This is a genomic window from Helicobacter typhlonius (genome assembly GCF_001460635.1).
Taxonomy (GTDB): domain Bacteria; phylum Campylobacterota; class Campylobacteria; order Campylobacterales; family Helicobacteraceae; genus Helicobacter_C; species Helicobacter_C typhlonius.
Genome location: NZ_LN907858.1, coordinates 1,182,363 through 1,204,207 on the forward strand (window position 1 = coordinate 1,182,363; position 21,845 = coordinate 1,204,207).

General features: G+C 39.9%; 17 protein-coding genes and 9 tRNA genes. 6 read left to right on the plus strand and 20 right to left on the minus strand.

All coding sequences use genetic code 11. The annotated features are described in order from the left end of the window. Nucleotides 1–6 precede the first annotated feature (6 nt). The 16 genes from rpsG to BN2458_RS05955 all read right to left on the minus strand — a co-directional run bounded on the left by rpsG (nucleotide 7) and on the right by BN2458_RS05955 (nucleotide 14,784). Nucleotides 7–474: a 30S ribosomal protein S7 gene (gene rpsG / locus BN2458_RS05880; RefSeq protein ID WP_034326266.1), complete on the minus strand. Its 468-nt coding sequence runs from the start codon at nucleotides 472–474 to the stop codon at nucleotides 7–9. 15 nt (nucleotides 475–489) lie between these two features. Beyond that, nucleotides 490–879 (minus strand): 30S ribosomal protein S12, encoded by a 390-nt coding sequence (gene rpsL / locus BN2458_RS05885; RefSeq protein ID WP_034326268.1) that lies wholly within the window; start codon nucleotides 877–879, stop codon nucleotides 490–492. Between the two features lie 92 nt (nucleotides 880–971). After that, nucleotides 972–9,653: a DNA-directed RNA polymerase subunit beta/beta' gene (locus tag BN2458_RS05890; protein WP_034342807.1), complete on the minus strand. Its 8,682-nt coding sequence runs from the start codon at nucleotides 9,651–9,653 to the stop codon at nucleotides 972–974. A gap of 154 nt (nucleotides 9,654–9,807) precedes the next feature. Further along, nucleotides 9,808–10,185, minus strand: a complete 378-nt coding sequence (gene rplL / locus BN2458_RS05895; protein ID WP_034326271.1) for a 50S ribosomal protein L7/L12 — start codon at nucleotides 10,183–10,185, stop codon at nucleotides 9,808–9,810. Nucleotides 10,186–10,205: 20 nt separating this feature from the next. Further along, complete coding sequence (gene rplJ, locus BN2458_RS05900; protein WP_034326272.1) at nucleotides 10,206–10,688, minus strand: 50S ribosomal protein L10; 483 nt, start codon at nucleotides 10,686–10,688, stop codon at nucleotides 10,206–10,208. A 93-nt stretch (nucleotides 10,689–10,781) separates the two neighbouring features. Next, nucleotides 10,782–11,486, minus strand: coding sequence for a 50S ribosomal protein L1 (gene rplA / locus BN2458_RS05905; RefSeq protein WP_034326274.1), 705 nt, complete (start codon nucleotides 11,484–11,486; stop codon nucleotides 10,782–10,784). Between the two features lie 14 nt (nucleotides 11,487–11,500). Continuing rightward, a complete protein-coding gene (rplK, locus tag BN2458_RS05910) occupies nucleotides 11,501–11,926 on the minus strand; it encodes a 50S ribosomal protein L11 (RefSeq protein WP_034326276.1) in 426 nt (141 codons plus the stop codon). 27 nt (nucleotides 11,927–11,953) lie between these two features. Beyond that, on the minus strand, nucleotides 11,954–12,469 hold the full coding sequence (nusG, locus tag BN2458_RS05915; protein ID WP_034326277.1) for a transcription termination/antitermination protein NusG: 516 nt from the start codon (nucleotides 12,467–12,469) through the stop codon (nucleotides 11,954–11,956). A 22-nt stretch (nucleotides 12,470–12,491) separates the two neighbouring features. Beyond that, entirely contained in the window at nucleotides 12,492–12,671 is a 180-nt protein-coding gene (gene secE, locus BN2458_RS05920; protein ID WP_034326310.1) for a preprotein translocase subunit SecE, read from the minus strand. A 45-nt stretch (nucleotides 12,672–12,716) separates the two neighbouring features. Then, nucleotides 12,717–12,792: transfer RNA gene (locus BN2458_RS05925), tRNA-Trp, on the minus strand. 17 nt (nucleotides 12,793–12,809) lie between these two features. Next, on the minus strand, nucleotides 12,810–12,980 hold the full coding sequence (gene rpmG, locus BN2458_RS05930) for a 50S ribosomal protein L33 (RefSeq protein WP_034326279.1): 171 nt from the start codon (nucleotides 12,978–12,980) through the stop codon (nucleotides 12,810–12,812). A gap of 12 nt (nucleotides 12,981–12,992) precedes the next feature. Then, entirely contained in the window at nucleotides 12,993–14,192 is a 1,200-nt protein-coding gene (tuf, locus tag BN2458_RS05935; protein WP_034326281.1) for an elongation factor Tu, read from the minus strand. A gap of 82 nt (nucleotides 14,193–14,274) precedes the next feature. Next, nucleotides 14,275–14,349: transfer RNA gene (locus BN2458_RS05940), tRNA-Thr, on the minus strand. A gap of 71 nt (nucleotides 14,350–14,420) precedes the next feature. Further along, nucleotides 14,421–14,497 (minus strand) — tRNA-Gly (locus BN2458_RS05945). A gap of 72 nt (nucleotides 14,498–14,569) precedes the next feature. Beyond that, a tRNA-Tyr gene (locus BN2458_RS05950) sits at nucleotides 14,570–14,654 on the minus strand. 54 nt (nucleotides 14,655–14,708) lie between these two features. Next, nucleotides 14,709–14,784 (minus strand) — tRNA-Thr (locus tag BN2458_RS05955). 210 nt (nucleotides 14,785–14,994) lie between these two features. On the opposite strand from BN2458_RS05955, the gene BN2458_RS05960 reads away from it, so the two are divergent. Together BN2458_RS05960 and BN2458_RS05965 are read left to right on the plus strand one after the other, a co-directional pair. Further along, entirely contained in the window at nucleotides 14,995–15,195 is a 201-nt protein-coding gene (locus BN2458_RS05960; RefSeq protein WP_034342804.1) for a hypothetical protein, read from the plus strand. A 248-nt stretch (nucleotides 15,196–15,443) separates the two neighbouring features. Then, nucleotides 15,444–15,923, plus strand: coding sequence for a hypothetical protein (locus BN2458_RS05965; RefSeq protein WP_052082110.1), 480 nt, complete (start codon nucleotides 15,444–15,446; stop codon nucleotides 15,921–15,923). A 12-nt stretch (nucleotides 15,924–15,935) separates the two neighbouring features. On the opposite strand, the gene BN2458_RS05970 is transcribed toward BN2458_RS05965, so the two are convergent. The 4 genes from BN2458_RS05970 to BN2458_RS05985 all read right to left on the minus strand — a co-directional run bounded on the left by BN2458_RS05970 (nucleotide 15,936) and on the right by BN2458_RS05985 (nucleotide 16,432). Continuing rightward, a tRNA-Ser gene (locus tag BN2458_RS05970) sits at nucleotides 15,936–16,023 on the minus strand. Nucleotides 16,024–16,073: 50 nt separating this feature from the next. Continuing rightward, nucleotides 16,074–16,148: transfer RNA gene (locus BN2458_RS05975), tRNA-Cys, on the minus strand. A gap of 19 nt (nucleotides 16,149–16,167) precedes the next feature. Beyond that, nucleotides 16,168–16,255: transfer RNA gene (locus BN2458_RS05980), tRNA-Leu, on the minus strand. Nucleotides 16,256–16,357: 102 nt separating this feature from the next. Beyond that, nucleotides 16,358–16,432, minus strand: a tRNA-Gly gene (locus BN2458_RS05985). A gap of 241 nt (nucleotides 16,433–16,673) precedes the next feature. On the opposite strand from BN2458_RS05985, the gene BN2458_RS05990 reads away from it, so the two are divergent. Genes BN2458_RS05990 through BN2458_RS06005 form a run of 4 tightly spaced genes read left to right on the plus strand, consistent with a single transcriptional unit; the run spans nucleotide 16,674 to nucleotide 21,842 of the window. Then, a complete protein-coding gene (locus BN2458_RS05990) occupies nucleotides 16,674–17,831 on the plus strand; it encodes a succinyldiaminopimelate transaminase (protein ID WP_034326289.1) in 1,158 nt (385 codons plus the stop codon). Then, a complete protein-coding gene (murC, locus tag BN2458_RS05995) occupies nucleotides 17,828–19,147 on the plus strand; it encodes a UDP-N-acetylmuramate--L-alanine ligase (RefSeq protein WP_034326291.1) in 1,320 nt (439 codons plus the stop codon). The genes BN2458_RS05990 and murC overlap by 4 nt, the downstream gene beginning before the upstream one ends. Continuing rightward, nucleotides 19,147–19,602 carry a hypothetical protein gene (locus BN2458_RS06000; protein WP_052082109.1) on the plus strand — a complete coding sequence of 152 codons (456 nt, stop codon included), beginning with the start codon at nucleotides 19,147–19,149 and terminating at the stop codon, nucleotides 19,600–19,602. Before murC ends, BN2458_RS06000 begins: the two co-directional genes overlap by 1 nt. A 5-nt stretch (nucleotides 19,603–19,607) precedes the next feature. After that, nucleotides 19,608–21,842, plus strand: a complete 2,235-nt coding sequence (locus BN2458_RS06005; RefSeq protein WP_034326293.1) for an endonuclease MutS2 — start codon at nucleotides 19,608–19,610, stop codon at nucleotides 21,840–21,842. Nucleotides 21,843–21,845 lie beyond the last annotated feature (3 nt).

A 21,845-nucleotide genomic window follows, 5' to 3' on the forward strand; every position in this document is an offset into this window, starting at 1 on the left:
TTTATGCTACCAACGATAATGTGCAAAAGCTTTGTTTGCTTCAGCCATTTTATGCACATCTTCTTTTTTCTTAAAAGCCGCTCCTCGCTCATTCGCAGCATCTACGAGCTCACTCGCCAAACGCTCTACCATTGTGCGTTCATTTCTCTTGCGTGTAGCCTCAAGTAACCAACGAATAGATAGAGACTGCTGACGCGCTGGGCGCACTTCAACAGGTACTTGATAAGTCGCTCCACCTACACGGCGACTTCTTACCTCTACAAGAGGTTTAACACGTTCAAGGGCTTTTTCAAATACCTCTATACCTTTTTCACCGCTTTTTTCCTCAATTTTATCAAAAGCAGCATAGATAATTCTCTCGCTCACGCTTTTTTTGCCATCAAGCATCATTTTATTAATGAATTTTGTTACTACCTTATTGTTATAAATCGGGTCCCCTAGAATCTCTCTTGTTGGAGCTTTTCGCCTTCTCATTATCCTCTCCTTAAATTACTTTTTATCGCCACTAGCTTTGGCTTTTTTTGCACCATACTTACTACGCGAAACGCTTCTTTTCGCAACACCTGCAGTATCTAATGCACCACGAATAATATGATATTTTACCCCCGGTAAGTCTTTCACACGACCGCCCCTTACAAGCACTATGGAGTGTTCTTGGAGATTATGCCCTTCACCCGGAATATAACTAATCACTTCCACTTTAGAAGTAAGTTTTACTTTAGCGACTTTTCTTAATGCCGAATTTGGCTTCTTAGGTGTCGTAGTATAAACACGTGTGCATACTCCTCTCCTTTGTGGGCATTCTAGTAATGCTGGAGATTTCGTCTTACGGATAACTTTCTTTCTCTCTTTCCTAATTAACTGATTTATGGTTGGCACTGACATTTCCTTTTTGTGTGAATTTGAAAATAAAAAATGCGGGATTTTACCCAACAAAAACTTTTATTTCTCTTAGAAAATAAACAAATTGCCTATTCTTCCTCGAGTTCGCCCTCATCTTGCTCATCATATCTATATGATAGCCTCTTGTTCTTATACAAACCTGTTCCTACTGGTATCATACGCCCAAGCACGACATTTTCTTTAAGGTCATCAAGTGTATCTCTCTTGGCAGCAATACTTGCCTCTGTGAGCACCTTTGTCGTTTCTTGGAAACTTGCGGCCGAAATAATAGAATCACTTCCAATAGCCGCACGAGTAATACCAAGTAGCACGGGTTCAGCCACTGCAGGTTCTCCACCAATACTCAAGATCCTCTCATTTTCCTCTCTAAAGTGTCGCTTACTTACCAAGTCTCCCTCAATGAATTTTGTATTGCCACTATCAACGATTTTAACTTGTCGCAACATTTGGGAAACAATAATTTCAATATGTTTATCAGCAATGCTCACACCTTGTCGGCGATAGACTTGTTGTACTTCACTTACAATATGCTTATGAAGCTCTTTTTCGCCACTGATGCGTAAAATATCATGACTTGAAATGATACCATCAGTCATAGCCTCTCCAGCGTGAATAAACTCTTGCTCATGGACTAGAATCTTTTTATTTTTATCCACCGCATATTCAGCTACCCTGCCATCTTCTGAAGTAATGATAATACGCTCCTTACCTCGTATAGGCTTACCAAAGCTCACGGTTCCATCAATCTCTGATAGAATGGCTGTATCTTTTGGCTTTCTCGCCTCAAATAGCTCGGTAACGCGCGGGAGACCGCCAGTAATGTCTTTTGATTTTGCCAACGCCTTAGGCACTTTAGCAATAATATCCGCCACTTCAACCTTATCGCCATCATTGACCGCGATAGATGTGCGAGATTCTAAGCGATAAGATATTTCCTTACCATCTTTTGTCGTAATCACAAGCATAGGCTTATAACCTGCTGGCACATAGTCATTAATCACAAGATTCTTTTGATGTGTGTTTTCATCCTCTTGTTCGCTCACAGTGAGACCAGCGATAATATCCCTAAAGGATACAACTCCCGCTTGGTCTGCAATAATTGGCTCACTATATGCATCCCATTCCGCAATCACAATTTGCTCACTTGATATTGGCTCAGATATGAGTGTATTGATATCCACTTCACTATTATCATCAACTAGAATCTTCGAAGTGCGTGCGATATAGTGGCGGATAGCCTCTCTATCGTTTGAATCTGCAATTACTGCAAACATACCCTTTTCACTCACCACCATACTAGCTTTAACATCGTGGTTCCGCTCGAGCGTATCAGCATGCAAGGTAGAGAATTTCACAATGCCCTTTTCCTTAGCTGTAATTCTTTGGGAAATAGGTGCATTATCCTCTACCTTAAGCACACTCCCATAAGGTATGCGAGCAGGCACATTCCAATTATCCACAATCGTATCTACGACGCTTCCACCAGCCTTGACCTTATATCCACTCTCATGAGGCACAAGAATCTTACCTTCAATCTTCCCTGCCACACCGGCAAGTTCATTTTGCTTAGCAACTTCATCTTTACGCACACGATAAGTAACGGACTGCTTTTTGTCACCCACAATCGTAATATGCACCTCATCATGCACATTTTCTACTTGCACTTCTCCATCAAACGCTGCCTTAATGCGTGGCGTAACAACCAAAATTGCGGCATTTCTACGATTTGCCACAATCTTTTGCCCCTCTTTATTCGTATAAGTGCGGATATTGTGATAGCGTATAAAGCCTTCTTTTTTAGCAATAATTTGCTTCTCTTCTGTGCTTCTACTTGCTGTACCACCCACGTGAAATGTTCGCAGTGTAAGCTGTGTGCCCGGCTCACCAATACTTTGTGCAGCAAGTACACCTACAGCTTCACCCGGTTTTACCATTTGAGATTCACCAAGATTCAATCCGTAGCATTTAGCACATACGCCCTTAGTTGCCTTACAAGTTACAGGAGTGCGTATCATTACAGACTTGACATTGGCTTCTTTGATGCGTCTTGCCATAGCTGCATCAATTAACACTCCCTCACTCAATAGAATCTCATTCGCAATAGGATCAATAATATCACGCGCCAATACGCGCCCAATTACACGTTCTTCAAGTGGTTCAATCATATCGCTCCCCACCGTTATATCCGTAATTTCTACACCCTCGTGTGTGCCACAATCCTCGATTGTAACTTTCATATTTTGGCTTACATCAATAAGCTTTCTTGTGAGATACCCAGCATTTGCAGTTTTAAGTGCAGTATCGGCTAGACCCTTTCTCGCGCCGTGCGTAGAATTAAAATATTCCAGCACATTTAAGCCCTCTTTAAAGTTTGAAGTGATAGGCGTTTCAATAATCGTGCCATCAGGTTTTGCCATAAGTCCTCTCATCGCGGAAAGCTGACGAATTTGTGCCTCGCTTCCTCTCGCTCCAGAATCCGCCATCATATAGATAGAATTAAAGCCATCTTTGTCGGTTTTGACTTTTTCCATCATTAATTTACCCATTTTCTCGCTTGTCTCCGTCCAAATGTCAATACTCTTATTGTATCGCTCTTGTGCAGTAAGGAGTCCCTGCTCAAACTGGCTTTGAATTTTCTTAATCTCCTCTTTTGCATCATCAATCATAGAAATCTTATCGTGAGGGATAATAATATCTGCTGCTGAAATAGAAATACCCGCTTTTGTTGCGTATTTAAATCCAAGATTTTTAAGATTATCAAGGAAAGTCGCTGTAATGCCTAAGCCCCCCTCTTTATAGACATAGTCAATCAAAGCCCCTATGTCCTTCTTCTTCATTATCTTGTTCCACAAATTGAGTTGCACGAAATCAGGTAAAATTGAGCGCAAAATCATACGTCCCGCAGTCGTATCAATCACTCTGCGTTCATACACAGTCTTAATACGTGCATTAATATCAAGCTCACCCATTTCAATCGCCATAATGATTTCATCAATACTTGCAAAGATTTTATGCTCGCCTTTGACACCCTTTTTCTCTAACGAGAGATAATACAAGCCCAAGACCATATCTTGACTCGGCACTGCTACAGCCTTTCCACTTGCTGGGAGTAAGATGTTCATTGAGCTAAGCATAAGAATCTTGCATTCTGCAATCGCTTCTTGTGAAAGAGGCACATGCACCGCCATTTGATCACCATCAAAGTCGGCATTAAAAGCTGAACATACAAGCGGGTGCAACTGAATCGCCTTACCATCAATGAGTTTAGGATGAAATGCCTGAATGGATTGTTTATGCAAAGTCGGTGCACGGTTGAGTAACACAGGGTAACCATGCACAATTTCTTGCAAACATTCCCAAACTTCATTTGTCTTTTGATTTACCATTTTTACAGCTTGCTTCAATGTAGTCGCATAACCTTTTTCTTCAAGTTTGGCAAACAAATGTGGCTTAAACAGCTCTAGTGCCATATTTTTAGGCAATCCACATTCGTCCATTTTAAGATTTGGTCCCACGACAATAACGCTTCGCCCAGAGAAATCCACACGCTTACCGAGTAAATTCTGCCTAAATCTACCTTGCTTACCTTTGATGATTTCAGACAATGATTTAAGTGGTCGCTTATTCGCGCCCTTAACCGCATTTGCATTTCTACCATTATCAAAAAGCGCATCAACAGATTCTTGCAGCATTCTTTTCTCATTACGTACAATAATTTCTGGTGAATCAAGCTCCATAAGTCGCTTTAAGCGTTGGTTGCGATTAATCACCCGACGATACAAGTCATTCACATCGCTCACCGCAAATTTTCCGCCATCAAGTGCCACCAAAGGACGCAAATCAGGTGGAAGCACTGGCAAAATAGTAAGCATCATCCACTCTGGGCGATTGCCAGAGTTAATAAAGCTCTCTACAACCTTCAAACGCTTAACAATCGTCTTTTTCTTTGCTTCTGAATTTGTGGAGCGAATCTCCTTGCGCAAAGATTCTAAAAGCATCACCAAATCAAGCTCTTCAAGCAATTCCTTAATCGCCTCCCCACCCATTTGTGCTACAAAGCCGGTATGCTCAAAGCGTTGATTGATACTTTGATACTGCTCTTCATTTAGCACATCATATTTCAGAATAGGTTTTGAGCCTTCATTATCATAGAATGCCTCACCGGGTGATTTAACAATATATGCTTCATAATACAACACGCGTTCTAAATCCTTCATCTTCACGCCTAATAATGTCCCTATACGACTAGGCAATGAGCTTACATACCAAATATGTGCCACAGGCGCGACAAGTTCAATATGCCCCATACGAGAACGGCGCACTTTTGCTTTTGTAACTTCAACACCACATTTTTCACATACGATACCCTTATAGCGCATTTTTTTATACTTGCCACACAAACATTCATAATCACGCACTGGACCAAAAATTTTAGTGCAGAACAATCCATCGCGCTCAGGTTTTAAAGTGCGATAATTAATTGTTTCAGGTTTTTTTACTTCTCCATTACTCCAAGAGAGAATCTTTTCTGGGCTTGCCAATACAAGTTGGAAAGATTTGAAATCTTTTGGTCTATCATCTTCCTTAATAACAATAGGCACCGATATGCCATTTTCGTCTTTATCATCACCAAAGATATTCACATCAAGCGCAAGAGACTGCAATTCTTTTGTAAGAACATAAAAGGTCTCTGGGATCTCACTCTCTCCAACATGCTCACCCTTTGTAATCGCCTTATACGCAGCTTTTCGCCCCTCTGTATCATCAGATTTAATCGTAAGCATTTCTTTGAGCGTATGAGCCGCGCCGTGAGCCTCCAAAGCCCACACTTCCATTTCTCCAAAACGCTGCCCACCAAAGAGTGCCTTTCCTCCAACAGGCTGTTGTGTAACTAAAGAGTAAGGTCCTGTGCTTCGTGCATGGACTTTTTCATCAACCAAATGATGAAGTTTGAGCATATACATATAGCCCACATTCACGCGCTCACGCATCTTTTCGCCCGTCTTGCCATCATAAAGCTCTGTTTTGCCATCTGTATCAATTTTTGCCAAAGTAAAAAGTTTATCAAACTGCTCTTGCTTAATACCCTCAAACACTGGAATAGCAAACTTAACGCCATTGCTCCAATCTTTGGCGTAATTAATCAAGCTTTCATCATCTATTCTCTTAAGAAAATCAACCATTGTTTTATCATCGACATTCACAACCTGCGCGACTTCCATCATCTTTGTGCGCAAGGTATCAACCCATTGCTTTGTTTGAGAGGCAAAAATATCATTAATTTGCTTACCTAGATTCTTCCCAACAAGCCCCAAATGCACTTCTAGAATCTGCCCGATATTCATACGACTAGGCACACCAAGAGGATTTAACACAATATCCACAGGCTCACCATCGGCGGTATAGGGCATATCCACCATAGGCACGATATTTGAGACGATACCTTTATTTCCGTGCCGTCCTGCCATTTTATCACCCACTTTGAGTTTGCGCTTTGTAGCGATATAGATTTTTACAAGCTTCACAACACCGCTTGGCAAAATATCATCTTTCTCTAGGATAGAAAGCTTTTCTTCGTGCTCCTCGCCCAATGTTTTCTTTTGCTCTAAGAAATTTGTTTTAATCTGCTCGTAACGTACCTGCACATCTTTAGAGTAACTCTTAAGAAGGGTGCTTAGCATAAATGGATTGAAGTTACTGAGCTCTTCTTTTGGAATCTGCACACCTTTTTTAAACACCTTATCAGCTACCTTTGCATCACTCGCGAGTTTTTCTTTAGATAGCATAGCGGCGATTCGCAAAGACTCTTCTTGTTGAATCATCGTCAAACGGTCGTGGTGCTCGACATCAAGCACACTCTTTTCCTCATCGTGTGCACTCATCGCACGAGCATCTTTTTCATAACCTTTTTTAGTGAAGATTTTTACATCAACCACAGTTCCTTCAAGCGAAGGTGGGCAATAAAGAGATTTATTTACCACGTGTCCAGCTTTTTCTCCAAAAATCGCACGCAAAAGTCGCTCTTCTGGTGTTGGCTTTACCTCACCTTTTGGAGAAACTTTCCCTACAAGTATCATACCCGCGCTTACATAAGTCCCTATACGCACAATACCACTTTCATCAAGGTGCGCGGTTTCTGTCTCTTTGGTGCCGGGAATATCGGCAGTAATCTCCTCAATGCCGTGCTTAAGCTCCCTTGCCTCAATTTCTTTCTCATAAATATGAATTGACGTAAAAGCGTCCTCTTTGATGAGCTTTTCACTCACGACAATCGCGTCCTCAAAGTTATATCCATTCCACGGCATAAACGCTACGCGGATATTTTTACCTAATGCAAGCTCGCCATTATCCATACTTGGACCATCAGCGATGATTTGCCCCTCCTCTACTTTATTCCCCACACGCACAATGGGCTGTTGCGAGAAGCAAGTATTTTGATTTGTGCGGAGATTCTTGCCGAGATGATAATGATCAATATACGCGCCGTTGCCATCCTCGCCCAAAATGTAGATATTTTTAGAATCTACTCTCTCCACAACACCTCCGCGAGTTGCCTTGACCGCCTCCCAAGAATCTCGAGCAACAATCTGCTCTATACCCGTCCCAACTACCGGCGCATCTGGCTTAAACAAAGGCACAGCTTGACGTTGCATATTTGAACCCATAAGAGCGCGGTTAGCGTCATCGTGCTCTAAGAATGGAATCAAAGAGGCTGCCACACCCACAAGCATACGAGGGCTTAAATCAATAAGCTGGACTTTTGATTTCTCACTCAAAATAATCTCGCCGTCCTTTCTAGTCTCAATCAATTCCTCAACAATGTGCCCGTCCTTATCTACCTCTGTGCTTGCTGGAGCAATTACTATGCCCTCCTCTTGTGCGGCAGTGAGATAGACGATTTTATTGCTCACAACACCATTTTCCACTTTCTTATAAGGCGCCTCAATGAATCCCAAATCATTCACGCGCGTATAAGTTGAAAGCGTATTGATAAGCCCGATATTTTGCCCTTCTGGCGTTTCAATAGGGCAGATTCTACCATAATGTGTAGGATGCACATCTCTTGCCTCAAAACCTACTCTGTCTTTTACGAGCCCACCTTCACCAAGCGCAGAAAGACGACGCTTATGTGTAACTTCAGACAAAGGATTGGTCTGGTCCATAAATTGCGAGAGTTGCCCGCTGGTAAAAAACTCCATAATCGTGCTTGTAATCATCTTACCATTAACTAAGTCGTGAGGCATAATCGTATCAAATGTGCCACTCAGCGAAGTAAGCTTATCACGGATAGCCTTTTGCATTTTCACAAGTCCTGTATGAAGTTCATTTGCCAAAAGCTCCCCAATAGAGCGGATTCTACGATTTCCCAAGTGATCTCTATCGTCAATTTTACCCAAGCCATTTTTGACTTTTAAAAGATATTGAATCGTCTTGATAATATCCTCGTGGGTAAGCACAGTAACATAATCAGGGACATTAATTTGAAGTTTATGATTCATTTTCATACGACCAACACGTGTTAAATCATAACGTTCCGAATCAAAGAAAAGCTGTCGCACAAAGCTCTTAGCCACTTCTTTTGTTACAGGCTCACCCGGGCGCATTACCTTGTAGATTCTAATTGCGGCAAGCTCATTTTCATCATCAATTTTCTCATTTTGGCGGAGCATTTTAAGTGACTCCGCATCGGCAATGAAAGAATTAATAATTGAATTATCCACTCCAGCCGCGCTATCATTGGCAACCACAAATTCATTAATCTTAAGATCACACAGCTTTTTGAGTTTACTCTCATCAAGCTGTGTGAGTGTATCAAAAATCACCTCACCTTGTGCATTCACAATCGGTTGAGCCAAAAACTTATTTGTAAGATTCGCAACAGGATATTCGATTAGATCAATCTTCGCCTCTTTGAGTTCTTTGATTTTTTTTGCAGAAAGTCGCTTACCTGAAACAACTAAAAGATTACCCTTAGCGTCCTTAATGTCAAATTCCGCACGATTGCCAATACTATCTACATCAAATGGAATAAGATACTTTCCTCCCTTATATTTGACATTCTGTAAAGGATAGAAAATCTTAATAATATCTTGTTTGCTGTATCCCATAGCACGCAAAATAATCGTAACGGGCACTTTTCTGCGTTTATTGATACGTGCATATAACACATCTTTAGAATCATACTCAAAATACAGCCACGAACCCCTATCAGGGATAATCTGTCCAGTATAAATGAGCTTATTTGATGATGTGTTTGACTCTTCTTCTTTAAAAATCACACCCGGACTTCTATGAAGCTGATTTACTACCACGCGCTCCACACCATTAATAATAAAGCTTGTCCTATCCGTCATAAGTGGAATATCACGCACAAAGATGTTTTGCTCTTTCACATCTTTTACACCAAGCCTTTCGCCTGTTTTTTCATCCTTTTCCCACAGCACAAGGCGAATTTTAATCTGCAATGAAATGGCATAGGTTACACCGCGCACCATTGCTTCGTTTGTTGTATATTTTGGCTTGCCAAATTTGCAACCTGCATATTCAAGTGTAATGCGGTTTTGATTATCCTGTATAGGAAAAACGGACTTGAAAACTCGCTCAATGCCAGATTCCTTCTCACCACTAATGCAAAGAAAATCATCATAACTATTCCTTTGAAGCGACAAAAGATTAGGAACATCAATGCTTTGAGGATTTTTTGTAAAGTCAGCTCGGAGTCTATTTTTAAGTTTTATATTATGTGCCATAAGTCGTATCCTTCTTTGGGGGTTAAAACGAGCAAAATACTCTAAAAAAACCTAACGAAATTATAAAGTATTTTTACAATATTCCATAAATGCAAAAAGCCAAACCTTAGCAACTAAGATTTGGCGATTTATAAAAAGCAGAGAATGTCAAAAATTATTTGATTTCGACCTTTGCTCCTGCATCTTCAAGCTTCTTTTTGAAGTTTTGTGCATCTTCTTTGCTCACACCCTCTTTGAGTGTGCTTGGAGTTTGTTCTGTAGCATCTTTTGCTTCTTTCAAACCTAAACCTGTGATTTCGCGCACTGCTTTAATCACATTGATTTTATTCGCACCTGCATCGACAAGTATAACATTAAACTCGGTTTGCTCTTCAGCTGCTGTTGCACCTACACCACCCGCTGCTGCACCTGCCACAACGGTTGGCGCAGCACTCACGCCAAACTTTTCTTCAAAAGCCTTTACAAGCTCTGAAAGCTCCAACACAGAAAGATTCCCAATATACTCTAATACTTCCTCTTTAGAAATTGCCATTTTACACTCCTTTTATTGTGTTAATTTTCTTCTTTTTGCTTTCTCAAATTATCAAGCCCTGTAACAAAGTAGCGAGCTGGTGCAGTCCATACAGAAAGCAACATACCAATAAGTTCTTCTCTACTTGGTAGCTTGGAAACAGACACGATGTGTTTGCTATCGACTATCTCTCCATCAAACACGCCAAATTTTAGAGCAAAGTGCTCACTATGAGCGTCTGCAAATTTGCAAACAATCTTGGACAAAATGATTTGATCATCTGCCCAAAGAAAGATATTTGTGTCCTTTAACTCTAAATCAGGATACTGCGCTTTCTTAATTGCAATACTTGCTAGAGTGTTTTTAATCACTTGCACTTTAATGTTTGCAGCCCTTGAAGCACATCTCAACTCTTCAATTTGGCTTACTCGTAAACCCTTATAATCACATACAATAAAGGCTGAAGCCTGTTTAAATTCAGAACCCAAATGCTCAACAATCCGAATCTTATCTTGCTTAGTCATTTTTCCTCCTTTCAGCCCAAAACCTCACCTAGGGTAGTTTTTAAGCCTAAGCCCCCAAGTTCTTTGGTCTAAGATAAATGTGATACGCAAAGTTTATTTCATATCCATAAGTTCTTGCGAATCTAGCTTGATAGCTGGACTCATAGTCAAAGACAGAGAACTACTACGGATATACTTGCCCTTTGCTGAAGTTGGTTTTAGCTTATTGATTGCTCTCACAAGCTCAAGCATATTGTCTCGTATCTTATCTTCAGCAAAAGAAACCTTACCAATAGGCGCGTGGATAATACCCTTCTTATCCACTCTAAAATTCACCTGCCCACTTTTAGCATTAGAAACTGCTTTGGCTACATCCATTGTAACTGTGCCTGTTTTTGGGTTTGGCATTAAACCCTTTGGTCCCAAGATTCTACCAACTTTACCTACAAGAGCCATCATATCGGGCGTAGCAATAACAATATCAAAATTAATATTGCCATTTTTTATTTCATCTGCTAAATCATCAGCTCCAACCACATCTGCTCCAGCATTTTTTGCTTCATCTGCTTTCACACCCTTTGCGAACACAGCTACACGCACCTTTTTGCCTGTCCCGTGTGGTAAAACAACCGCACCGCGTATCATTTGATCAGCGTGTCTAGGATCAACCCCTAGACGTAATGCTACCTCAACCGTCTCATCAAATTTAGCAGAAGCTAAAGATTTAACCGCGCTTACGCCACTTTGCACATCATATATTTTTTGAGAATCCACCTTTGCTTGTAACGCTTGTAGTCTCTTTGCAATCTTCTTAGCCATAAACAACTCCGTTTCTAATCTTGGATTTCAATACCCATACTTCTTGCACTTCCCGCGACAATTAACTTCGCAGCTTCAATGCTAGAAGCGTTAAGGTCTTCCATTTTGGTTTGGGCAATCTCTTCAAGTTGTTTTCTTGTCAATTTCCCAACTTTATTTTTGAGAGGGTTATCAGAGCCTTTTGTAATTTTAGCTGCCTTTTTGATAAGATCAGTTACAGGAGGCTTTTTTGTGATAAAAGTAAAGCTTTTATCTTGGTAAATAGTAATCACAACAGGAATATTGAAATCACCCATATCCTTTGTTTTCTCATTAAACGCCTTACAAAATTCCATAATATTCACACCTCTTTGACCCAATGCTGGACCTACAGGAGGAGATGGATTTGCCTTCCCTGCTGGAATTTGTAATTTCAACTCACCAACAACTTTTTTACCCATTGCGTATTCCTTCCTTTACTAACAAATTTAAATAATCTTTTCCACTTGTGAATATAAAATTTCAACAGGAGTATTGCGTCCAAAAATAGAAACATTCAGCTTAAGCTTTTTATGCTCTAAATCATACTCTTCCACCGTGCCTGTAAAATTCACAAAAGGACCATCAATAATGCGCACAACCTCGCCGTGTTCAAAAGAAATTTTCGGTTTTGGCGCACTAGGATTCCTCACTTTTTCTAGAATCTTAGCAATATCAGCTTCGCTCAAAGGTGTGGGCTTTTTGCTCTCGCCAATAAAACGTCCAACTCTCGGCAAAGATTGAATCATATGCCAAAGCTTTGTATCCAAATCCACTTGGATAAATACATAGCCCGGATAGAGGCTTCTATCTACAATCTTTTTCTTTGCTTCAATAATAGACTCGGTAGGCACAACAACTTCACCGAATCTATCTTGCATCTGGTTTTCTTTAATAAGATTGCGGATTGCTTCACCTACTGACCTCTCACTACCAGAATACGTTTGTATAGCATACCACTCCAAGTGTCACCTCTCCACAACAATATTATAAAACTATCGATACAGAATGAAACAAAATCCAATCCGCTAATGCTAAAAATAAAGTAATTACACTTACTACAATCAACACAGAGACAAACGCATTTCGAATCTGCTCTTTCGTAGGAAATATAACTTTTGAACGTTCTTCATTCGCACTTTGAAAATAGGTTTTTATCTTTTTTATCATTTGCATCTCTTTCTTTTTTCACTACAGACTACCAAATCTCCGTGGCAGGCCAGGAGGGACTCGAACCCCCAACATTCGGTTTTGGAGACCGACGCTCTACCATTGGAGCTACTGACCTATAAGTTAGGCAAAAGCCTAACTTTTAAGCTTCACTTCCTTATGAATGGTATGTTTATTCAAACGAGGACAAAACTTTTTGAGCTCCAGTTTTTCTGTATTTGTCTTTGTGTTTTTAGTGGTGCTATAGTTAATATCACCACATTCTGCACACTTCAACCCTATCTTAATAGTGCTTCCCTTTGCCATGCCAAGCCTCTATTATTCTATGATTTTGGTTACAACACCTGAACCAACCGTTCTACCACCTTCACGAATTGCAAAACGAGTCCCATCTTCAAGTGCTACAGGTGCGATAAGCTCCACTGTGATTTTTACATTATCACCAGGCATAACCATTTCTACACCGCTTGGGAGCTCAATAGAACCGGTAACATCAGTTGTTCGCACATAGAATTGTGGGCGGTATCCCTTAAAGAATGGTGTATGGCGTCCGCCCTCCTCTTTTGAAAGCACATAAATCTCGCCCTCAAATTTCTTATGTGGAGTAATTGAGCCGGGCTTACAAAGAACCATACCTCTTTCTACTTCTTCTTTTTTTGTTCCTCGCAACAAAATACCGACATTATCTCCTGCCTCACCTTTATCAAGCTCTTTTCTAAACATTTCAACGCCTGTAACTGTTGTTTTTTGAGTGTCGCGGATTCCTACGATTTCTACTTCATCGCCTACTTGCACAACACCTCTTTCTACTCTTCCTGTTACAACCGTTCCACGACCAGCGATTGAGAATACATCTTCTACAGGCATAAGGAATGTTTTTTCAGTATCACGTTGTGGAGTTGGAATATATTTATCAACTTCTTCCATTAATTTTAATACTTTTTCACCCCATTCACCTACATTACCTGCTTTTGCTTCTTCAAGTGCTTTGAGAGCAGAACCTGCAATGATAGGAGTATCATCTCCGGGAAAATCATATTGACTAAGCAATTCACGCACTTCCATTTCCACAAGCTCAAGCAATTCAGCATCATCAACCATATCTTGTTTATTTAAAAATACAACGATGTAATGCACACCTACTTGGCGAGACAACAAGATATGCTCACGTGTTTGTGGCATAGGACCATCTGCGGCAGAAACAACAAGAATTGCTCCGTCCATTTGAGCTGCACCTGTAATCATATTTTTAACATAGTCAGCGTGTCCGGGGCAATCCACGTGCGCGTAGTGGCGATTTTCTGTCTCATATTCAATATGAGAAGTCGCGATAGTAATACCTCTTTCCTTTTCCTCTGGCGCGTTATCAATGTTATCATAGTCTTTCAATTCTGCAAGACCTTTAGTTGCCAACACAGCAGAAATAGCTGCACTCAAAGTTGTTTTACCATGATCAACATGCCCGATTGTTCCCACATTTACGTGAGGTTTGTTTTTCACAAACTTTTCTTTTGCCATTTTGTATCTCCTAACTTTAAGATTTAATTTTAGAATCTTTCAAAATCCATAGAAAACTAAAAAGATTCTACATATAAAAAACTGGAGCCCATAAGCGGGATTGAACCGCCGACCTCTTCCTTACCAAGGAAGTGCTCTGCCGCTGAGCTATATGGGCATATTAATGTAATACTTTAATGGGATAATCTTAACTTATTAGTAAGCAAAGTGAAGATTCAGCTCCCAGTATGGAGCGGGAAACGGGGCTCGAACCCGCGACCCTCAGCTTGGAAGGCTGATGCTCTAGCCAACTGAGCTATTCCCGCAAACTTACAAAAAAATTATTTCAGCTACCACCTCACCGCAATTCTTATAATCTCACACATAATTTTGCAAAGTGGTGGTGAGTCGTGGATTCGAACCACGGAAGTCGGAGACAGCAGATTTACAGTCTGCCCTCGTTGGCCACTTGAGTAACTCACCAAAAATAATCAAAAACTGGTCAAACACTGAAAGCGATACCGCTAGAGTGTAAAATGGAGCTGGTTAAGGGACTTGAACCCCCGACCCTCTGCTTACAAGGCAGATGCTCTACCAACTGAGCTAAACCAGCATTATAGATAAAAAAGTTGCAATTATATAGATTTCATCTTGCTTTGTCAAGAGAAAACCCTCTAAAACTTGCCTTTCTCATTTTATTTCACATTTTTTGCATCATCATAACTTTTTATTTTTGCTTTTTTTGCCTTGCATTAAAGTTTAAGCATTCGCATTAAATTTAGATAATATTATGAAGCTATAAATCTCAAAAAGGCTCATAACAATGAATGATTTGTTTTCTCTTATTGAAATTGTTGGAATGTTTGCCCTACTTTTTACTTTTCCATCATTTCTCATCAATATCTTCTTATTGCTCATTCCGAATTTTAAAAATATTATCAACTCATCGTTTATTCATGGTGGATTTGCTGGCATAGCAGTGGGTGGAATGATTGGCTTAACTCTAATTTATATCCCCGCGTGAAATTATTGATGTTGATTTTTTAAGAATCTATGCAATAGGCTTTGTGAGCTCCCTATGGATTCTTATCCCACATATATTAATATTTTTGTTAAATAAAAGGCAAAAAAAATTAAATGCTGACTCTCTTTTTAGTGGGGCTTGTTTATTATACTCTATTGAAATTTTAGCTGCATTTGCACTCTTAAATAAATCTTTCCATTAAGTGAATATTTGTTTATAATTACGCAAATTATAAACAAAGGAGATTAATGGGAAATTTGGCTTTTTTAGCTTATGTAATTATTTTTTTAAGTATTGTAGGCACAATTAGTATAATAGCAATGTGCATTACATTATTTTATGCACATAGAATCAGAAAACATATAAATAGATATTTTTTTACTTTTGCTTATGCCAGTTTAACAGGGTGTATGATAGGTAGCGTAATTGGGGTAGGTATAGTGATCGGATTGGAAATGATTGATGTGCTAATGCTAAAAGCAAAAGCTGCTATGGTAATGTTAGAAGATTTGAGATTCTCTATTCCTTTTATATCTTTAGTAAGCATTATTTGTGCTGCTCCGACCTTTATTATCTTATCTCTTATTATCTATCGTAAAAATACTCATTCTGCCATAATGCCCTCCTCTAAAAAACAAGTCTTCACTTTTGGGTTTTTATCTTTTAGTATTTTGAGTTTTCTAATGTGGTTTGCTTCAATGCTAACAATAGATGTTATCTTTAAATAATTGTGGAAATAGTGGCCGGGAGAGAGGGATTCGAACCCCCGGAGGTGTTACCCTCAACGGTTTTCAAGACCGCCGCTTTCAACCGCTCAGCCATCTCCCGAATCTGTGAAAAAAAGAAGTATATAGAATCTAAAATCCAAAGTCTATTTTTGGAGGCGACACCCAGATTCGAACTGGGGAATCAAGGCTTTGCAGGCCCATGCCTTACCACTTGGCTATGTCGCCACACTTTTTCAAGTATGGGTGGTGCCCGAGACCGGACTTGAACCGGTACAGACGCAATGTCCGAGGGATTTTAAGTCCCTTGTGTCTACCAATTTCACCACCCGGGCTTCACTCGCAAATCAAACAAAAATAAAGCCCTTAAAAAACATCAAAAAGCTTTAAAAATGATTGTGTGTAGTCGAAAGCTTAAAGTATAAAAATCTAAAAAATGGAGCGGGAGACGGGGATCGAACCCGCGGCCCCAACCTTGGCAAGGTTGTGCTCTACCACTGAGCTACTCCCGCACAGACTTTTAAGGTGGTAATTCTACCAACGCTTTATTAAAAAATCAAGGGCAAAAGTCAAAAACATAGCAAAAAGTTATTATTTTACTATATAATTCCCGCCACATAAGAGTGGTGGTGATATGCAAAAGCCCTAATCTCGCCCAAAACTCACAAATTTTTGGGTAGTGTGAGGGTAGTATATTTTGCTTACATTTTACACATTGTGGATTTTAGAACAACAACACTTTAAGGAGGCTGTGTGCTTAACCATTTTGAAAGTTATCCCTTTGAGAAGCTCCGCGCCCTCCTCGCAAATGCCACCCCACCAGAAAATTGCGAAATTTTTACCCTCACTATTGGAGAGCCTCAATTTCCCACTCCGACAAATATTATAGAATCTTGGCGGCAAAACGCACATTTACTCAACAAATATCCCAAATCAAGCGGCGAAGATGAGCTAAAAAACGCGCAGATTCAATTCCTTAACAAACGCTACAATCTCGCGCTTAGCTCACATCAAATTATCCCCACCTTTGGCACACGCGAAGTGCTTTTCAACTTCCCGCAGTTCTATCTCTATGATATGCCAAGCCCTACCATTGCTTATCCTAATCCTTTTTATCAAATCTATGAGGGCGCAGCTATTGCTGCAAAAGCACAAATAATTCTTATGAATCTCACAGAGCAAAATAACTTTACACCCTCACTCACAGCAAAAGATCTTGAGAAAGTCCATTTAGTTATTCTTAATTCTCCTAATAACCCCACAGGTAGAATACTAGATATGCAAGCACTTAAAGAATGGGTAAAAAAAGCACTTGAATATGATTTTGTGATTATAAATGATGAATGTTATAGTGAAATTTATGAGAGCTCTCCTCCTCCGAGCATTCTCCAAGCCTCAATCCAAGCAGGAAATGCACAATTTAAAAATATTATTGCCCTTAATTCTATTTCCAAACGCTCCTCTGCTCCGGGTTTGCGTAGCGGTTTTATCGCCGGAGATGCTGAAATTTTAAAAGCCTACAACCTCTATCGCACTTATCTGGGCTGCGCACTGCCATTACCTTTGCAAAAAGCTGCTGCCGTAGCGTGGAAAGATATGCAAACTCCTGAATCTATCCGACACATTTATGCTAAAAATCTCGCCTTAGCGAGGGAGATTTTAGAACTAAGCACAGGGCAAATCAGCCCTTATACCTTTTATGTATGGCTTAAAGTTGATAATGATGAGGCATTTTGCAAATTCGCCTATGAGAAAAAAGGAGTGCTTACTCTGCCAGGTAGTTATTTAGGCAGGGAGAATCAAGGTAAAGGCTATGTAAGAATCGCCCTTGTGTATGATAATAATACAACAAAAAAAGCACTTCTTGCCCTTAAAGAAGCAATCAAACTTTATAAACAGGAGCATAAATGAAAATACATTTCATAGGCATTGGCGGTATTGGTATTTCAGGCTTAGCCAAATATCTCCGCGCACAAGGCATAGAAGTGAGTGGCTCGGATATTGCAGAGGGAAATGCCACAAAATACCTCCGCGCACAAGGTGTGCCTATTCATATTCCTCATAGTGCTGCTGCTATTACCAATCAAGATGTAGTAATTCATTCAGCTATCATTAAGCCTGATAATATTGAAGTGCAAGAGGCAATAAAAAAAGGTATTAAAGTCCTTTCACGCAAAGAAGCCATTGCTTCTATTCTTAAAGAAAAACGCGTCTTTAGCGTATGTGGCGCACACGGCAAATCTACAACAAGCGCAATCTTAAGTGCGATTCTTCCACAATTTGGTGCAATTATTGGTGCAGATTCTAAAGAGTTTGGCTCAAATGTGCGTGAAACGAAAAGTGAAAGCATTGTTTTTGAAGCTGATGAATCTGATAAAAGCTTTTTAAACTCAAATCCTTATTGTGCGATTATCCCAAATGCCGAGCCAGAGCATATGGAGAGCTATAATCACGACTTAAAGGAATTTTATGGCGCATATTATGAATTCATTTGTAAAGCAAAAAAACGCATTTTAAACCTAAGCGACCCTTATTTGCAAAGCCTTACAGGTATAGAATCTATCACGCTTTGCCCTGATAAAGACATTAAAGACATACGCTTTAATCTCCATAATGATGAACCTCAAACAACTTTTAGCCTTAAAAATTATGGGGAGTTTAGTGTATGGGGTTTTGGAGAGCATATGGCGCAAAATGCAAGTTTGGCAATTTTATGCGCGCTTGATGAGCTAGGAGATTCTGCCCTACCCCAAATTAAAGAGAATCTTAAAAACTTCAAAGGTATCAAAAAGCGATTTGATATTCTCACTAAAGGCGCAACAACAATTATCGATGATTACGCCCACCACCCCACAGAAATTCTCGCTACACTCAAAAGCGTAGCGATTTATAACTCGCTTAAACCTCATAATAAAGTCATTGCCATTTGGCAACCTCATAAATACTCGCGTGTGCTTGATAATCTGCAAGCTTTTATAGATTGCTTTCATAATGCGTGTGATGAACTTGTGATTTTACCTGTATGGAAAGCAGGTGAAGCACATATAGACATTGATTTTGCTTCACTTTTTGCACATTATAATCCCACCTTTGCCACACATCTTAAACGCGAAAATTCTCAAATCCACCTCTATGATGGAGATAATCTCATTAAAACTTTGCAAAATGCACTTATTATTGGGCTTGGCGCAGGAGATATTACTTATCAATTACGAGGAGAAAAATAATGGGCTATGTTATCTTTTTACTCACATTACTCCTTTTTGTCCTTATTTTTGTGCTTCTTGCTCGATATAAAGAGCATATCTCACGTCAAAGTAAAATCATTATCGGTGTGTGTTTTTTAGCACTTGCCGTGCTTATTGGTATCTACAATCTCGTGCAAGAAGATGAGAGTGAAAAGCTGAATGCAATAAAGGGTGCATTTTTGCGTGGGATACCTATTGTGTGTAATTATCAGGGTAAGGAGATTGGCATTAGCGCAAAGGATTTTAACCTAAGCAATGGCACGATGAGCTTTCAGGGCAAAAATAATGCTTCTTTTACACACATTGTGATTCCATTACAAGAATGCAAGACAAAAAACACAGAGCAAAATATAGAATCTTCACAGACACAAGAAAGCGAAAGTAAAAGTATAGGTGAGGATTCACAAGATTCTATAAAGGCTAAAGATTTATAGCTATAATGCCAACACAAGAATATCAAACACTCATCACAAGGCTTGATTTATCCGCCTTTTTAGAGCAGTTTCAAGCATATTTCGCGCGGACAAAAGGCTTTATTTTTAATGGAGACAGGCAGTTTTATGCCACGATTTTGCAAGAACTTGATGATGTCCCATTATCCGCACCACCCAAACTTGCCTCACTTGATACACCTTTAATGCACCTCAAAAAAAGCGGTATCTTGGGGCTAGATTCTATCTTTGCTTGTATGCAGCTTGTGCGCTATTTTCTCTATCTCAAAATAAGGATTTTAGAATCCACCCCCTACACGCAAAAATGGCTTGATAAAATCGTTATTCCAAACGCGCTTAGCGATATACAAGAAATTTTTGATGATGAGGGCGAGTTAAAAGAAGGTATTTATCCTGATATTGACAATCTCAAATCCCACATCAAGCAAAACAAAATGCGTATAGACGAGCAAATGCGTCAGATTCTGCAAAAATCCGCTATCGCACCCTATCTCGTGGATCACAATGTGCATTATATTAATGAACACGAATGTTTGTTACTTAAAGCTGGATACAATCAAGTTATCAGCGGTATGGTGCTTGAACGCTCACACAATGGCTTTTTTTATCTCTTGCCAGATTCTATTATCACACTTAAAGAGAGGCAAAATACACTCAAAGACAGCTTGCAAGAAAGCTTATATAAGCTTTGTGCTACTCTATGCGCAACCTTACATAAACATATTCCTTTTTTGACTTTTCTTAACCACGCTTTTGATACCTTTGACCATATCTATGCGCGATTAAGCTTTGCCAAAGCCTATAATCTCTCATTTATCTATCAGTTAAGTAAGCAAAAAGATATTATCCTGCACGAGTTTTCCCACCCAACATTAGCCAATCCAAAGCCCATTAGTTTAGAATTTAACGCCCAAACGCTAATGATTACGGGTGTAAATGCAGGAGGGAAAACTATACTTCTAAAATCACTCCTTAGCGCGTGTTTTCTCACTAAATTTCTCATTCCGCTTAAAATCAACGCGCACCGCTCACAGATTCCATATTTTAAGCATATCGTAGCTATTCTCTCCGACCCACAAAATAGCAAAAATGATATTTCGACCTTTGCGGGGAGAATGCTTGAATTTAGCCAGATTCTAAACACACCCACTCTCCTACTTGGTATCGATGAAATCGAGCTAGGCACAGATGCGGACGAGGCGGCGAGTCTCTACAAGGTGCTTTTAGAGCATATAATGGCAAATGGCGCGCACATCGTGCTTACCACACATCATAAACATCTTGCAGCACTTATGGCGCATAATCCCAAAGTCCAGCTCTGTGCCGCAATGTATGATATACAAAACCAAAAACCACTCTTTAGTTTTCTTAAAGGTAGCATTGGCAAAAGCTATGCGTTTGAGAGTGCGGCGCGCTATGGTATCCCGCATACACTTATCCAACGCGCAAAAGAAGTGTATGGCGAAGATAAGGAACGGCTAAACGAACTTATCGAACGTTCAAGTGAGCTAGAAATTGCGCTTTTAGATAAACGCACAGAGCTAGATTCGCTCATAAAAAGTTATGAAAACAAAATTTTATCGCTTAAAGAACAAGAAGAGGCGCAAAGAGAAGCTTTTCTCAAACTACAACATCATCTAGAATCTACCTACCAAAACGCCACGCAAACACTTAAGAGTGCCCTAAAAGCAAAGGAATCTAAAGACATACACAAGGCTTTTAACAAGGCTCATCATATTTTACAAGATAAAATCACGGCAGAACCTCCCAAACTAGAATATTCACAAACTTTCAAAGTTGGCGATAGAGTAAAATATAAAAGTGCAAGAGGCAAAATCATAAGTATAAAGGGTGCAATGTGCTTTATTGAGCTTGACAATGGTGTGAAACTCAAGGAAAAATTAGTCAATCTCAAACCCCTAGGTGCTACTCCGCCCTCACCTCCCCCACAGACAAAAATTATGCTCTCACACACAAAAAGCGTAGGGGTAAGCTGCGATTTGCACGGAATGCGTGGTGATGAAGCAATAGATAAGCTCGATGAATTTCTATCCTCCGCGCTTATCGCCGGATACGACGAAGTGCTTGTATATCACGGCATTGGCAGCGGAATCTTAAGCAAACTTGTGTATGATTATCTCAAGTCTCACCCCAAAGTATTATCCTTTAGCGATGCACCCGCACAAATGGGCGGATTTGGCGCAAAGGTGATTAGGCTTTGAATC